General features: G+C 57.9%; 17 protein-coding genes and 1 pseudogene. 13 read left to right on the top strand and 5 right to left on the bottom strand.

Translation table 11 applies throughout. The features are described from left to right. Positions 1-268: 268 nt before the first annotated feature. From ACYZTX_RS02735 to ACYZTX_RS02700, 8 genes and pseudogenes are all read left to right on the top strand, one after another. Positions 269-532, top strand: coding sequence for a hypothetical protein (locus ACYZTX_RS02735; RefSeq protein WP_462032850.1), 264 nt, complete (start codon positions 269-271; stop codon positions 530-532). An 88-nt stretch (positions 533-620) separates the two neighbouring features. Further along, positions 621-1,748 carry a hypothetical protein gene (locus ACYZTX_RS02730; RefSeq protein ID WP_462032849.1) on the top strand — a complete coding sequence of 376 codons (1,128 nt, stop codon included), beginning with the start codon at positions 621-623 and terminating at the stop codon, positions 1,746-1,748. A 54-nt stretch (positions 1,749-1,802) separates the two neighbouring features. Further along, positions 1,803-1,985 (top strand): antitoxin PaaA2 family protein, encoded by a 183-nt coding sequence (locus ACYZTX_RS02725; protein WP_462032848.1) that lies wholly within the window; start codon positions 1,803-1,805, stop codon positions 1,983-1,985. Positions 1,986-2,155: 170 nt separating this feature from the next. After that, positions 2,156-2,452: a hypothetical protein gene (locus ACYZTX_RS02720; RefSeq protein WP_462032847.1), complete on the top strand. Its 297-nt coding sequence runs from the start codon at positions 2,156-2,158 to the stop codon at positions 2,450-2,452. 129 nt (positions 2,453-2,581) lie between these two features. Further along, complete coding sequence (locus ACYZTX_RS02715) at positions 2,582-2,896, top strand: type II toxin-antitoxin system RelE/ParE family toxin (RefSeq protein ID WP_462032846.1); 315 nt, start codon at positions 2,582-2,584, stop codon at positions 2,894-2,896. A 2-nt stretch (positions 2,897-2,898) separates the two neighbouring features. Beyond that, positions 2,899-3,186, top strand: coding sequence for a NadS family protein (gene nadS / locus ACYZTX_RS02710; RefSeq protein ID WP_462032845.1), 288 nt, complete (start codon positions 2,899-2,901; stop codon positions 3,184-3,186). Between the two features lie 195 nt (positions 3,187-3,381). Further along, a pseudogene (locus tag ACYZTX_RS02705) lies at positions 3,382-3,537 on the top strand (YhfG family protein); the annotation flags it as partial. An 87-nt stretch (positions 3,538-3,624) separates the two neighbouring features. Continuing rightward, positions 3,625-3,978, top strand: a complete 354-nt coding sequence (locus ACYZTX_RS02700) for a DUF1493 family protein (RefSeq protein ID WP_462032844.1) — start codon at positions 3,625-3,627, stop codon at positions 3,976-3,978. A gap of 139 nt (positions 3,979-4,117) precedes the next feature. Here ACYZTX_RS02700 and ACYZTX_RS02695 read toward each other — a convergent pair whose 3' ends face one another. From ACYZTX_RS02695 to ACYZTX_RS02685, 3 genes are all read right to left on the bottom strand, one after another. Continuing rightward, positions 4,118-5,659 (bottom strand): phosphoenolpyruvate carboxykinase, encoded by a 1,542-nt coding sequence (locus tag ACYZTX_RS02695; RefSeq protein WP_462032843.1) that lies wholly within the window; start codon positions 5,657-5,659, stop codon positions 4,118-4,120. Between the two features lie 182 nt (positions 5,660-5,841). Continuing rightward, on the bottom strand, positions 5,842-6,744 hold the full coding sequence (gene hslO, locus ACYZTX_RS02690) for an Hsp33 family molecular chaperone HslO (protein ID WP_462032842.1): 903 nt from the start codon (positions 6,742-6,744) through the stop codon (positions 5,842-5,844). Positions 6,745-6,917: 173 nt separating this feature from the next. Then, a complete protein-coding gene (locus tag ACYZTX_RS02685) occupies positions 6,918-7,325 on the bottom strand; it encodes an RNA-binding S4 domain-containing protein (RefSeq protein WP_462032841.1) in 408 nt (135 codons plus the stop codon). Between the two features lie 116 nt (positions 7,326-7,441). Between ACYZTX_RS02685 and rimA the strand changes: the two genes are divergently transcribed. From rimA to rimK, 3 genes are read left to right on the top strand one after another with little or no spacing between them, the layout of a single operon-like run. Continuing rightward, the gene (rimA, locus tag ACYZTX_RS02680; RefSeq protein WP_462032839.1) at positions 7,442-8,221 is read left to right on the top strand and encodes a S6 modification regulatory phosphodiesterase RimA; all 780 of its coding nucleotides are present in this window, start codon (positions 7,442-7,444) and stop codon (positions 8,219-8,221) included. 16 nt (positions 8,222-8,237) lie between these two features. Further along, positions 8,238-8,717: a retropepsin-like aspartic endopeptidase RimB gene (gene rimB, locus ACYZTX_RS02675; RefSeq protein WP_074872557.1), complete on the top strand. Its 480-nt coding sequence runs from the start codon at positions 8,238-8,240 to the stop codon at positions 8,715-8,717. Beyond that, positions 8,714-9,619, top strand: coding sequence for a 30S ribosomal protein S6--L-glutamate ligase (gene rimK / locus ACYZTX_RS02670; RefSeq protein WP_134419496.1), 906 nt, complete (start codon positions 8,714-8,716; stop codon positions 9,617-9,619). Before rimB ends, rimK begins: the two co-directional genes overlap by 4 nt. A 154-nt stretch (positions 9,620-9,773) precedes the next feature. On the opposite strand, the gene ACYZTX_RS02665 is transcribed toward rimK, so the two are convergent. Beyond that, the gene (locus ACYZTX_RS02665; RefSeq protein ID WP_462032838.1) at positions 9,774-11,087 is read right to left on the bottom strand and encodes an ATP-binding protein; all 1,314 of its coding nucleotides are present in this window, start codon (positions 11,085-11,087) and stop codon (positions 9,774-9,776) included. Positions 11,088-11,202: 115 nt separating this feature from the next. Beyond that, entirely contained in the window at positions 11,203-11,943 is a 741-nt protein-coding gene (gene ompR / locus ACYZTX_RS02660; protein WP_008149284.1) for an osmolarity response regulator transcription factor OmpR, read from the bottom strand. Between the two features lie 360 nt (positions 11,944-12,303). On the opposite strand from ompR, the gene ACYZTX_RS02655 reads away from it, so the two are divergent. After that, a complete protein-coding gene (locus ACYZTX_RS02655; RefSeq protein WP_462032837.1) occupies positions 12,304-14,628 on the top strand; it encodes a Tex family protein in 2,325 nt (774 codons plus the stop codon). After that, a complete protein-coding gene (locus ACYZTX_RS02650) occupies positions 14,628-15,011 on the top strand; it encodes a PaaI family thioesterase (RefSeq protein ID WP_140668028.1) in 384 nt (127 codons plus the stop codon). The genes ACYZTX_RS02655 and ACYZTX_RS02650 overlap by 1 nt, the downstream gene beginning before the upstream one ends. Positions 15,012-15,046 lie beyond the last annotated feature (35 nt).

Raw genomic sequence — 15,046 nt, 5'->3', positions numbered from 1 at the left:
AGGCCCTGACCAGCCAGACGAACGTGGTTTTCGAAACGTCCTACAGTTTCTGGCGCGCACCATACAGAGGATTGATGCGCTGCGCCTGACAAACACGTAGGAAATTCGACCTCTAGGGGTATCGCTGAAAAAAGCCTCGGGGTACACGTAGGCAAAAGGCCACAACACAGGAAAATCCCCTACAAACTCCGTCCATTTACGCGGTATTGCGACGCCTGAACGCACGCCTCTATAGTTTGCCGCGCCGCTGAAAACAGGGACTGACCTCATGCAAGACCGCTATCGCCCGCTCAAAACCAGCTACAGCGAAACGCCCGTGTTGGTCATCGACACCGCCGCCAGCACCGGCGCCGTCCTCGACGCCGCTCACCAACGCCTGCGCGCCGCCAGCGACCTGCTCGAAACACTTTATTGCCTGTGCTTCAAACAAGCTGACGTGAACGACATTCCCCATATAGTGAATGCACTTTATTTATTAACGCAAGACGGATGCGAACTTCTTGAAGTTGCAAGACAACGAATGGATTATTAAAACCACAAACATAGAAACAACTAACCTCTTCAACATCCAAACAACAAACATTAGTCTGCAAGCTCTTAAATCACACTAGAGCACTACAATGACTATATTAACTATTTTCTTTTGCGGCACCGGCTCGACCAAGTTCGACGACACTCATGAAAACTTTTGGGACGGTGAACTGGTCTCCACGCTTGCCACTCGCCATACCGGCCGCGAGTTCGCCGAATGGATAGTGGTCGACGGTCCCGGCAGCGGTAACCTGCAAGTCGACGACCTCTTTACCAAGTCCAAGGACTACGGCCTCAGTGGCTCACTGTTCGGTAAAGGCTGGGCGGAGAACGTGCAGCACGCGATCAACATCATCAAAGGCAAATGCGACTGGCAGCGCGAGCAACTGACCGAAGTGGAATATAACCGCCTGAAAGCTGCCGGCATTCCAATCGAAGAAGTGAAAGTTGAAGGCTCGTGGTTCTGGCGCAAATACAACTATGGCGCCCGCAGCGTGACGCAACAAAATTTACAGGAACAAATTATCAAGACGTTCCGCAAAGACGGTGTTATTCCCACCCAAGTCAATCTGGTGGGCTGGAGCCGCGGCGGCGTAAGTTGCCACATGCTGGCCAACGCCATGCTCCAGGACAACGAACTTAAAAACATTCCGGTGAATATCTTTGCCCTTAATCCGGTGCCGGGCACCGGTAACTTTCAGGATGACAAAGTCAAACTCGGGGCCAACGTCAAAGAGTATGTAGGTTTCTATGCCCGGGACGAACGCTCGAAAGGCTTCAGCTGCGTCATCCCGCAAACCGCCACAGGCACCAAAACTCACATTTACCCCATGGCCGGCCGCCACGCCACCCTGGCGGGCAACGCGTCCCCTACTGGCACCAACGGCCCGAAAACCCTGGCCGAGCCAGGCCGGATCGTCCGCCACCTCGCCGAAGTTTGCCTCAAGCGTTGGGGCGTGCAGTTGAACAAACCGTTGAACCTGACCCAGGCCGACCTGGAAAACCTCAGCAACGCCATGGCCCGCGACGAAGCGAAGTACCAGCTGATGCACAAATACTCCTACACCTACTTCACCGAACTGGATCAAGGCGAACGCTACGTATCGCTGGGCAGCAAAGGGGTCAGCTTCTCGGCAGTGAAAGGCACGATCTACGCGCCGGCGACGGGGTTGACCACTAGCCTGCTGGATGTGGCGTCGTATAAGCACATTGGTTAAGTGAAAGGGCACGGGGGTCGGCAGCTCAACTTTAAACAATCAGAGGTGAAACCGATGAAGGAAAAAGCGCCACGCAATTGCTGTGAGGCTCACATCGACAATGCTGCCTACGAGGCATGGTTCATCAGGCAGGTTCAGGCCAGCATCGATGATCCACGGCCGAGCATTTCTGATGAAGAGGTGAGGAAGCTGATGGCAGAAAAACGCGAGAAATTGCGTCGCGGAAAACTCCTATAGAAATGGCCTAGCCGAGGTTCGGCCCGATCCTACAAGCGGGGACTCTTTGTCGCCTATCGCTGCTCGGCTGCTCACACCTATAGTCGGGCTGTCGCTGCCAATTCAGCGACTCGGGCTTGGTCACTCGACAAAGAGAGCGCACATTCCCAATTAAGTAGAGGTGTTCTTCAGTGACCGCATTAAATCCGTTTCCAAACCGCTACCGCCCCCTCCAAACCAACCTCACCGATTCCCCGCCCCTGATCATCGACACAGAGGCCCACCCCCAGGACATCCTCGAAGTCGCCCTCCAGCGCATCCGAGCGTCCAGCGATCTACTCAAAACCCTGCACTGCCAATGCTTCAAGCACGGTGACGTCGAAGACATTCCCCACATCACCCACGCGCTCTACCTGCTGACACAGGACGGTTGCGATCTGCTCAAGGTCGCCCAGCAACGCATGCTGAATTGGAAAGCGCCGACCTGAGGTCGAGTGAACAGATCGTTCTCACGTTCTGCGTGAGAACGATCAAAAACCAGTTACGACTGAACAGATGAAAGTCTATTCAATCCGGACCAGCATTGCCCGAAAGTAAGCCAATGGCGTACATTAACGATGATTTTCATTGAGACCCCGATCTTCACTCGTCGAGCCAAAGAGCTAATGGATGACGATGCCTATATCGCCTTGCAGAAGGTACTGGTGTTGAACCCTTCGGCTGGCGACTTAATCGAAGGGACAGGCGGGATTCGCAAAATGCGGGTCGCGGCCAAGGGGCACGGAAAACGAGGCGGAGCCCGAGTGATTTACTACCATTTCGTCTCGGCGTCGCAGATCGCTTTGTTGATGATCTACCCTAAAAATGAACAACAAGACCTGACCGCCGATGAACGCAAAGCGTTGAAAGCCGTCATTGAACACTGGAGATAACCATGAGCAAGTTTTTTGATGAGCTGATGGAAAGCGTGCAACAGATGGATGAGATCGTACGGGGTGAACGTCGGCCTTCCCGCGAATTCCATGTTGATGCGTTGCAAGTCAAAGAAATTCGTAAGGCTACCGGTCTGACTCAGGCCAAGTTCGCAGCCTTGATAGACGTCCAACTGGGCACTCTTCGCAACTGGGAACAGGGTCGCCGCGAACCGACAGGGCCGGCCAAAGCCCTGCTGAAAGCCATCCATAATGACCCTATCCATGTGCTGAATGCGTTAGCCGGTTAAACAGCGCAACACATCCCACCTCCCCGCGCTTCGTCCTGGAACGTGGGAGCGGTCAAAAATATTGACTCTTTATAAAAACGTTTTTCCGACTGTCCACATTCCATAAAACGTGGACAGCCACCAAGTGCATCAGCGCTGAAAGTCAAGAATCAGACCCACGGCAATAAGCGAACACTCGTACCCGAGACAACCACGATGAGCGAATCCACGTTCCAAAGTAAACACGATTACTACGAAAAGGTCCGCCGCTCAAATTACCTGGCCAGCCTGTACCTCGCCGGTTTCGACACATCACCGGTAGACCTCAACAAACCACTTCCTACGCAAGACGGAGTGCTCGCCAAATACCAACAAGACAAACCGCCGCAATGCTCTCCCGTCCTTCCCCACAAGCCTGACGACCAATAAGATCCATCCAAGCCCAACCGGACACCCGCAATGAACCTCGCCCCCAACTTCCCCGACGACCACGCCATGCACCTGCTCATACAGCTGCTGCACGAAGAGCTCGGCCTACCCGAACGCAAAAACATCAGCCTCAACACCTCGATCAACTTCGACCTGGGCTGCGACGGCGCTGATGCACGACACCTTATGGAAGAACTGGAAGAACAATTCGCAATCGACTTCATCGACTACGACGCCTACCGCTACTTTCAGCCGGAAGGATTTGATGTGTTTCTCAAGCATCGGGCCAAGGGGCGTGGCGACAAGGTCCCGCTGACCATCGGAATGATTTACCAAGCGATCAAGTTGCAACGATGGGATACACAGGAATTGGAAGGGATCTAGCTGAACGCGTAAGTGCCATTATTCTGGCCGTTTGACGTCTGTTCAGCTGGAATAATGGCAGTTGTGTCTTTGATGACCCGAATTGCGCACATAAAAAAGCCGCCCCTGAGGGCGGCTTTTCATTACATCAAACCAACACTTACAACTTCGGCCCAGCAGCCTTGATCGCGTCGCTCACTTCAAATTTCTTGAAGTTCTCAACAAACAACCCAGCCAACGCCTTAGCGGCCTCATCGTAAGCAGCCTTGTCAGCCCATGTGTTACGTGGGTTCAACAGGCCAGTCTCAACGCCTGGCACAGCCAACGGCACGTCAAGGTTGATGGTGTCCAGGTGCTCGGTTTCAGCACCGATCAACGCGCCGCTCTGGATCGCTGCGATCACGCCGCGAGTAGTCGGGATGTTGAAGCGTTTGCCGACGCCGTAGCCGCCGCCGGTCCAGCCGGTGTTGACCAGATAGACCTTGGAGCCAAAGCCGCGGATACGCTTAATCAGCAGTTCTGCGTATTCACCAGCCGGACGCGGGAAGAACGGTGCGCCGAAGCAGGTGGAGAAGGTCGATTTGATGCCGCTGCCGGAACCCATTTCGGTCGAGCCTACCAGTGCGGTATAGCCGGACAGGAAGTGGTAGGCCGCTTGTTCTTCGCTGAGGATCGACACGGGCGGCAGCACGCCGGTCAGGTCGCAGGTCAGGAAGATCACAGCGTTTGGCTCGCCACCGAGGTTCTTCTCGGAACGCTTGGCAACGTGCTCCAGCGGGTAGGCGGCGCGGCTGTTCTGGGTCAGGCTGACATCAGCGTAATCGGCGTGCTTGGCGTCATCGATAACGACGTTTTCCAGGACTGCGCCGTGCTTGATGGCTTTCCAGATGACCGGCTCGTTCTTCTCTGACAGGTCGATGCACTTGGCGTAGCAGCCGCCTTCGATGTTGAAGACAACGCCTTCACCCCAGCCGTGCTCGTCGTCACCGATCAGGTAACGGCTTTCATCAGCGGACAAGGTGGTCTTGCCGGTGCCGGACAGACCGAAGAACAGGGTCACGTCGCCCTCTTCGCCGATGTTGGCGGCGCAGTGCATTGGCAGCACGTCGGCAGCCGGCAGCAGGAAGTTCTGCACCGAGAACATGGCTTTCTTCATTTCACCGGCGTAACGCATGCCGGCGATCAGCACTTTCTTCTGAGCGAAGTTGAGGATCACGCAACCGTCGGAGTTGGTGCCGTCACGCTCTGGCACGCACTCGAAGTTGGCAACGTTGAGCACTTGCCACTCATCACGGCCAGCCGGGTTGTACTTTTCCGGGTTGATGAACAGGCAACGGCCGAACAGGTTCTGCCAGGCAGTCTGGGTGGTCATCTTCACGGCCAGGTAGTGGTCTTCAGCCGCACCTACATGCACGTGGGAAACGAAATGCTCTTGCGCGTTGTTGAACGCCTCGACGCGAGCCCACAGGGCGTCGAACTTGTCGGCCGGGAACTTGCGGTTGATCGGGCCCCAGGCAATGGCTGCCTGGGTGGAAAGCTCTTCTACGATGAAACGATCGACTGGCGAGCGACCGGTGCGGTGACCAGTGCGAACTACCAGCGCGCCGGTATCGGCAAGCTCGCCTTCACCGCGACTCAGGGCTTCTTTTACCAGATCATCAACACTCAGATCGGTGTACACGGCGTTATTGGCTTGCGTCATGAGATTCCCCGTCGGCCAGTGGCCGAGTGTGCTCCAAACGTTTTGTAGTAGAAAGTCGTGCACTACTACCGCGACAAAAAGTGGGCCGGATTATGCCAGAAACGCCCAAAAATAGTAGGGCCCTCCCGTCGTAACGGCGTTATTCCGGCGCTAAGCAGTGAATTTACCTGCGCTGAACCGTTTTAGTGCCGGGTATCTGACGGCGTATCGACACCCGCACCCGCGAACAATTGAGTGATATCCGCAGCATCAAACAGGTAGCGCTGGTTGCAGAACTGGCAATCGATCTCGATGTGGCCGCCGTGTTCGATCACCAGGGACTGCGCATCTTCCAGACCCAAGCTGACCAGCGCATTGGCAGAACGTTCGCGTGAGCAGCTGCAACGGAAACGCAGTTTCTGCACATCGAACAGGCGAACCTGCTCTTCGTGGTAGAGGCGATGGAGTACGGTTTCGTTGTCCAGGCTCAGCAATTCATCGGCGGTCAGGGTGCTGCCCAGCGCGGTGATGTGCTGCCAGCTGGCGGCGCGTTCTTCTTCGTCTTTCAGACGGTCGGCGGGCAGTTGTTGCAGCAACAGGCCACGGGCGCGACGACCATCAGCGTACAGCCAGAAACGCGTACCGACTTGTTGGGACATCACGAAGTAGTTAGTGAAGCACTCCGACAGGGTTTCGCCATCGAGGTCGACGATGCCCTGGTAACGCTGGCCTTGGGTGGGGTCGACGGTCAGCGCCAATACGCCATTGGGCATCAGGTCGGCGAGGGTCGCGTCGGGTGCGATCTGGTCGGCTTCGTATCGGGCCAGGCCACGGATTTCACGCTCGCTGGAGCATTCGATCATCAGCAGCGGGATCGGGCCTTCGGAACGGGCCTGAAGAATCAGCAAGCCATCGAACTTCAAGGTGCCGACCAACAACGATGCCGCCGCCATCAGCTCGCCGAGCAGTTGTGCAACTGGCTCCGGGTACGGGTGTTTTGCGAGGACTTCGGCGTAGCTACGCTCCAACGCAACCAGCTCGCCGCGGGTGTCGCTGTCATCGAAAATGAAGCGTTGGGTGTAGTCGGTATCCGGTAAATCGGTCATAGGTCTGGGTATCTGAAGTAATAACAAATGAGTTCAAAAAGTGAAAATTGCGCCTCTGCAGCACCCTTTCGGTGCGCGATGTTCAGCCATGGGAGGCATTTTATGAACAATCCGGGTTTGTTCCAAGCGTAGCTCGCGAAGGCTGCTTCACAGGCAACACAGAAACTATTGCCCTACTCGTCGTTGCTGCTTCCACGAAACTTGAACAAATCCCGTCGCTGCTTCTTGCTCGGTTTGCCGTCGGTGCTCACGCCCAGCGAACCAGCCTTACGCATGGCTGCGGCCGCCTCGCGCTTGGCGATGCTGGCTTCTGTTTCGGCGTAGAGCGCCTGAGCCTCTGGCGCGCCTCGGCGTACGATCGATAACGCCTGAACCACTACCGTGCGTTCCTCGAACCCTGTGCGAATCTGAAACTCGTCGCCGACCCTCGGCTCCTTGCCCGGTTTGCAGCGCTCACCCCGGCAATGCACCTTGCCGCTCTCTATCGCCGCTTTGGCCAAGGCGCGTGTTTTATAAAAACGCGCGGCCCACAACCATTTATCGAGACGGACCTTGTCGTCCTCTTCCTGTTTTTGTGCCACTTTAATTCCTCTTTCAGCCCATAGTCGGAACTGTACTACCGTTTCTGTCGGGCGCAAGAACTCGGCCCTCCAGATAGAATGTGATCTTGGCCGGCTCACCGGCATGGAGTGACCGATTGACTATATTTCCGTCTTCATTGACCTCGCCCAAGGGCAGTTGCCAGGGTTGCCAGCAAAGTGAGCCCTTGGGGTTCGATTTTGCGTTTGCCTACCAACCGATCGTCGATTTGCGAGACCAGTCGATATTCGCCCATGAGGCACTCGTACGCGGTGTAAAGGGTGAGGGTGCACTGTCAGTTCTCGATCAGGTCACCGAGAACAACCGCTACCGCTTTGACCAGCTCTGCCGGACCAAAGCCATTGAAGGCGCGGCGAATCTAGGGATGCAGACGCATCTGTCGATCAACTTCATGCCCAACGCCGTGTACCGCCCGGAACTGTGTATTCGCAGCACACTGGAAGCAGCGAAAAAACACAACTTCCCCATCGACCGGCTGATTTTCGAAACCCTGGAAAGCCAACACGTAGATAACTATCGCCATTTGACCAATATTCTGCGTGAATACCGCGAATTCGGCTTCAAGACCGCCATCGACGATTTCGGCGCGGGCTACTCGGGGCTCAATCTGCTTGCTGATTTCCAACCGGACCTGATCAAACTCGACATGGCACTGATCCGCGATGTCGACCGCGATCGTGTTCGTCAGGCTATCGTTCGAGGGGTTGTCACAATCTGTGCGGAGCTGAACGTTACAGTCATTGCCGAAGGGATCGAAAGCGCCGGAGAACGGGATTTCCTGGCGGACTGTGGAATTTTTCTGATGCAGGGTTACTGGTTCGCCAAGCCTGCATTCAAAGCGTTGGCCCCGGTAACGCCTGGGGCCTGGACGCGTTAATCGCCGGTTTTTCCTATTGAAGACATTTGACCATTTGACCGTTGTCGGTCTGCGCGAGTGGGTGGCGCTCCCGGATTTGGGAGTCGCGGGCCTGCGCGCAAAAATCGACACCGGCGCCAGCACCTCCAGCCTGCATGCTACCGATATCGAACCGTTCGAGCGCGACGGGGAACAGTGGGTGCGCTTTACTGCGCACTTGGGCACGGTGGTGCAACTGCGTCACCGGCGCTGCGAAGCACCCCTGGTGACAATGAAGACTATCAAAAGCTCCAACGGTCACGCGCAGATGCGTTACGTGGTCAGCACTACCCTGGCCCTTGGTGATCGGGTCTGGCGGGTCGAGTTCACCCTCGCCTGCCGCAAGTCCATGCGTTATCGCCTGCTACTCGGTTCCAAAGCCTTGATCGACGGCCAGTTAGTCGTCAATCCGGGCATTAAATACGTACAAGACAAGCCGGTGTTCCCGGTATCTACCTTTTCCACAGGTGTTGCATGAAGATCGCTGTGCTGTCGCGGAACCCGCGTCTGTATTCCACTCGTCGTCTGGTCGAAGCCGGTACCGAGCGTGGCCATGAAATGGTGGTGATCGACACCTTGCGCGCCTACATGAACATTGCCAGCCATAAACCGCAGATCCACTACCGCGGCAAGCCGCTGGAAGGTTTCGATGCGGTGATCCCGCGGATCGGCGCGTCGGTGACGTTTTATGGCTGCGCGGTGTTGCGCCAGTTTGAAATGATGGGCGTTTTTCCACTCAACGAATCGGTGGCCATCGCCCGCTCGCGGGACAAACTGCGGTCCCTGCAATTGCTGTCGCGCCGGGGGATCGGTTTGCCAGTCACCGGTTTTGCGCACTCCCCGGACGACATTCCCGACTTGATCGAGATGGTCAACGGCGCGCCGCTGGTGATCAAGGTGCTGGAAGGCACTCAGGGTATCGGCGTGGTGATGTGTGAAACGGCGACGGCGGCGGAGTCGGTGATCGAGGCGTTCATGGGCCTGAAGCAGAACATCATGGTTCAGGAATACATCAAGGAAGCCGGCGGGGCGGACATTCGCTGCTTCGTGGTGGGCGACAAGGTGATCGCGGCGATGAAGCGCCAGGCCAAGCCTGGGGAATTTCGCTCCAACCTGCATCGTGGTGGCACCGCCAGCCTGATCAAGATCACGCCGGAAGAACGCATGACGGCATTGCGTGCGGCGAAGGTGATGGGTTTGGCAGTGGCGGGCGTGGATATCCTGCGCTCCAATCATGGGCCGCTGGTGATGGAAGTGAATTCGTCGCCGGGGTTGGAAGGGATTGAAACCACCACCAGCAAGAATGTGGCGGGGATCATCATTGAGCATCTTGAAAAGAATGGTGGGCCGAATATGACGCGGACCAAAGGCAAGGGCTAAGCCCAGTCTTTGCGGTGGCAGTGATGCCGCCTTCGCGAGCAGGCTCGCTCCTACAGTTGATCTGCGGTGGACGAAAATTCACATCCGACGCAAATTCATGTGGGAGCGAGCCTGCTCGCGAAGAGGCCGTCCGCCGCCGCAGAGTTGTTGGACTTTAAACCGCGTCTCGAGGAAGCATCAACCCAAGCGGCAACCGCACCCGAGCTTCGAGTCCACCACCGGAACGGTTGCGCAGTTCAACATTGCCGCCGTGCATCGAAGCAATTCGCTTCACGATCGCCAAGCCCAACCCTGTCCCCTTGCCCCCCCGGGCACGATCACCACGCGTAAACGGGTTGAAGATCGCCTCCAGCTCCGAAGGATCAATCCCCGCCCCACGGTCCATGACACTCAGCACCACATACGGCGCACTGGTATCACCGGACACATAAGCCGCCACCTCAACCCCGCTGCCTGCGTGATGCAAAGCGTTGCCAATCAGGTTGTTCAGCAACCGCTTCATCGACACCCGACGCAACGGAAACGGCTGAATCGGCTCCAGGCGCAGGCACACTTTCTCTTCGTTCTGGTTGTACGGCGCCGCGACTTCGCGCACCAGGTCGCTCAGGTCCACCTCTTCCACCGACTCGTCGCGACCATCGCGGATAAACGCCAGGAACTGGTCGAGAATCGCGTCCATGTCTTCGATGTCGCGGACCATGTCGTCTGTCAGGTCGCTATGGTCGCCCATCAACTCCAGAGACAGCCGCAAACGGGTCAAGGGTGTGCGCAAGTCATGGGAGACCCCAGCGAGCATCAGTTCGCGCTCGCGGCCGGCCTGTTCGACGTCTTCAGCCATCTGGTTGAAGGCGCGATAGACCTCGGTCATTTCACTCGGTGTGTCGCTGATCGGCAGGCGCACACTGCGGCCCTGACCGAGTTGCCTCGCGGCATACACCAGACGTTTCAACGGTTGATTGAGCTGGCTGACGAAGATCCATGCCGACGCAGTGGACAGCAAGCCAATGGCAAGGAACCAGCCGAGCACATTCCAAATTTTCTGGCCACGCAACGGATGTGGGTAAAGCGGCACTTTCAGCCAGCCATCACCCAGGCTTGGTGCCCGCACCCACAGCGCCGGCGGCGAGTGCATGCGTAATCGCACTTCGGTGTCGTTACCCAGCTCTGCCTGCATCTGCCGCTGATAGATCTCGCTGTAGGGCCAGTGTTGCTCGCCCTCCGGCACACCCGCGCCCACTACCCGGATCAGGGTCGCAGCATCTGCGATTTTCTCACGGTTTTCTTCATCGGCCGCCCAATAGGCGCGCAGCGTCAGGGCGACGCCGTGGCTGTATTGGCGGTCCACCAGGACGTCTTCGTTCATCAACAGATAAACCAGGGTCAACGCCTTGGAAAACAGGACGACGATCAGCACCAGCCACAGGGTGCGGGAGAAGAAACTCTGGGGGAACCAAACGGGGGTTTTCATGGATAACCGCTACACACTTGCAGGAGCGAGCGATGCTCGCATATTACGGATCGCGAGTCAGCGGACAAGGTCATCTGACCCGTTGCCCGCAAGACCCGCTCCTACAAATCACCGATCACTTGGTGGCGGCGCCATCCGGAACGAACACGTAACCCACGCCCCAGACTGTCTGGATGTAACGCGGTTTGGATGGATCGGGCTCGATCATCCGGCGCAGACGCGAGATTTGTACGTCGATGGAACGCTCCAGGGCGTCCCACTCGCGGCCACGGGCCAGGTTCATCAGTTTGTCGCGCGTCAGAGGCTGGCGGGCGTTCATCACCAACGCCTTGAGCACCGCAAACTCACCCGTGGTGAGCATGTGCACTTCGTCGCCGCGCTTGAGTTCGCGGGTGGCCAGGGACAGTTCGTAGTCACCGAAGGTCACGCTTTCGTCTTCGCTGCCCGGAGCACCCGGCACCGGAGCGGACTGACGACGCAGGACCGCTTTGACACGCGCCATCAGCTCATCCGGGTTGAACGGCTTGGCCAGGTAATCGTCGGCGCCCAGTTCGAGGCCCTTGATACGGCTCAGCTCATCGCCCTTGGCGGTCAGCATGATGATAGGAATCTGGTTGTTCGCGGTGCGCAGGCGGCGGCAGGCGGTCAAGCCGTCTTCGCCGGGCAGCATCAGGTCGAGGACGACCAGGTTGAACACTTCACGCGCCAGCAGGCGATCCATTTGTTCAGTGTTCGGCACGGCGCGGGCGCGGTAGCCCTTGCTGACGAAAAAGCGTTCCAACAGGCTGCTCAGCCCTGGATCGTCGTCAACAATAAGAATTTTCTCGCCTTCAGCAATGTTTGCAGTGCTGCTCATTAGATGCTCCTTTGGTCTCGGCGCGCATTATGGCGTAGCTGCCGTTATACGCACCGTGTGCATTGTTAGCAGATTTTTCCTTCACCGCCAGAAATCCGGCCTTTATGCCTACAGCCTGCGATGCCCCCGAATGACAGAACGCTGGTTATAATGCGCGGCCTTTTGTGTCAGGCAACGTCTGATCATTGCTGCGAGTGGCCGATATTTATTTTCACGGTTGCGGCAGTCATTGTTCGATTTCACGGGTCAACGGGATGCCTGTTGATCCAGGTAGCGGCGCAGGCCAGGCCGCTCAACCAGACTCGCCGAGCCTTTATCTCGCGCCTGCGAGCCTGCTTTCACAATTTGTCAGGTGGTTTTATGGACAGCATCAACAGCCGCATCGCCGAGGAACTCGGCGTACGCCCACAACAGGTCGAAGCGGCCGTCGCGCTACTCGATGAAGGCTCCACGGTGCCCTTCATCGCCCGTTACCGGAAAGAAGTGACCGGCAGCCTCGATGACATCCAGTTGCGTCATCTGGAAGAGCGTCTGCGCTACCTGCGAGAACTCGACGAACGGCGTATCAGCATCCTTGCCAGCATCCAGGAACAAGGCAAGCTGACCCCGCAACTTGAACGCGACATCAAACTCGCCGACACCAAAACCCGCCTCGAAGACTTGTACCTGCCATACAAGCAGAAGCGCCGCACCAAGGGCCAGATCGCCCTGGAAGCCGGCCTCGGCGAGCTGGCCGACAGCCTGTTCAACGACCCGACCCTGACGCCAGAGGCTGAAGCCGCGCGCTTCATCGATGCCGAAAAAGGCGTCGCCGATGTGAAGGCTGCCCTCGAAGGCGCCAAGTACATCCTCATGGAGCGCTTCGCCGAAGACGCCGGTTTGCTGGACAAACTGCGCAGCTACCTCAAGCAGGAAGCCACTCTGAGTGCCCGCGTCATCGCTGGCAAAGAAGAGGAAGGCGCCAAGTTCCGCGACTATTTCGAGCACGACGAACCACTGAAAAGCATGCCGTCGCACCGCGCGCTCGCCATTTTCCGTGGCCGCAACGAAGGCATTCTGAGTTCTGCGCTGAAAGTCGGCGACGAACTGCCGGGCACCATGCACCCGTGCGAAGGCATGATCGGCCAGCAATTCGGTATCCAGAACCAGAACCGCGCCGCCGACAAATGGCTGGGCGAAGTGGTGCGCTGGACTTGGAAGGTCAAGCTCTACACCCACCTGGAAACCGACCTGCTGGGCGAACTGCGCGATGGCGCGGAAACCGAAGCGATCAACGTGTTTGCCCACAACCTGCACGACTTGCTGTTGTCGGCACCGGCCGGCCCGCGCGCCACGCTGGGCCTCGACCCGGGCCTGCGCACCGGTTGCAAGGTCGCCGTGGTCGATTCCACCGGCAAGCTGCTGGATCACGCCACGGTTTACCCGCACGTGCCGCACAACAAGTGGGATCAGACCCTCGCCGTGCTCGCCGCCCTGTGCGCCAAGCATGCGGTGGACCTGATCGCCATCGGCAACGGCACCGCCAGCCGCGAAACCGACAAGCTGGCCGCTGAACTGATCAAAAAATACCCAGCCATGAAGATGACCAAAGTCATGGTGTCCGAGGCCGGCGCATCGGTTTACTCGGCGTCGGAACTGGCGTCCAAGGAATTCCCGGACCTCGACGTGTCGATTCGTGGCGCGGTGTCGATCGCTCGTCGCCTGCAGGATCCACTGGCCGAACTGGTGAAGATCGATCCGAAATCCATCGGCGTCGGCCAGTACCAGCACGACGTGTCGCAGCTGAAACTGGCGCGCGGCCTGGACGCTGTGGTCGAGGACTGCGTAAACGCCGTAGGCGTGGACGTGAACACTGCTTCCGTGGCGCTGCTGGCGCGTATCTCCGGTCTCAACGCGACCTTGGCGCAGAACATCGTGAGCCACCGCGACGAGCACGGTGCGTTCAAAACCCGTGCGGCGTTGAAGAAAGTCGCGCGTCTGGGTGAAAAAACCTTTGAGCAGGCTGCCGGTTTCCTGCGCGTCATGAACGGCGATAACCCACTGGATTCGTCCGCGGTTCACCCGGAAGCCTATCCGCTGGTCCAGCGCATCGCCGCTGAAACCGACCGTGATATCCGTTCGCTGATCGGCGACGCGAGTTTCCTCAAGCGCCTCGACCCGAAGAAGTACACCGACGAGACTTTCGGTCTGCCAACGGTCACCGACATTCTGCAAGAGCTGGAAAAACCTGGCCGCGATCCACGTCCTGAGTTCAAGACCGCCGAGTTCCAGGAAGGCGTCGAAGACCTCAAGGACCTGCAACTGGGCATGATCCTCGAAGGCGTGGTAACCAACGTGACCAACTTTGGCGCGTTCGTCGACATCGGCGTGCATCAAGACGGTTTGGTGCACATCTCTGCGCTTTCGGAGAAGTTCATCAAAGATCCGCGTGAAGCGGTGAAGGCCGGTGACGTGGTGAAAGTGAAGGTCATGGAAATCGACATCCCGCGCAAACGCGTGGGCCTGTCGATGCGCATGAGCGACACCCCGGGCGAGAAAATCGATGGCGCACGTGGCGCGCGTCCGGGTTCGGCACCCCGTCAATCCCAGAACACCGCACCGCGCAAAGAAACCACGGCGGCGGCTCCGGCCAACAACGCCATGGCTTCGCTGTTCGCCAACGCCAAGCAGCTGAAGAAACGCTGATGGACATCCCTGCCGGGCTGACCGAAAGCGCTTTTTTCAAGTTGCTGGGGTGTCGTTTGCACAGTCTGGAGACCGGGGTGGCGCAAGTCGCCCTCGGGCTTGCGCCAGAGCTGCGCAATCGCGGCGGCAAGCTGCACGGCGGGGCCTTGTTCAGTCTGGTGGACATTGCCATGGGGCTGGCCTGTTCCAGCACCCACGGCTTTGACCAACAGAGTGCGACCATCGAGTGCAAGATCAACTACATTCGCGCCGTTTCTGACGGTGAAGTGATGTGCACGGCGCGGGTCATTCACCCGGGCCGCCGCACGTTGGTGGTCGAGGCTGACGTGATGCAGGGCGACAAACTGGTCGCAAAAGCACAAGGCACGTTCGCTGTCCTGTAGCTAGTGATCATCAATTTGAGTTAATTTCGGCGCTA

The sequence above is a fragment of the Pseudomonas sp. MDT1-17 genome, from assembly GCF_054898105.1.
The sequence above is the reverse complement of the archived record's forward strand: the minus strand, read 5'-3'. Positions and strand labels throughout refer to the sequence as shown.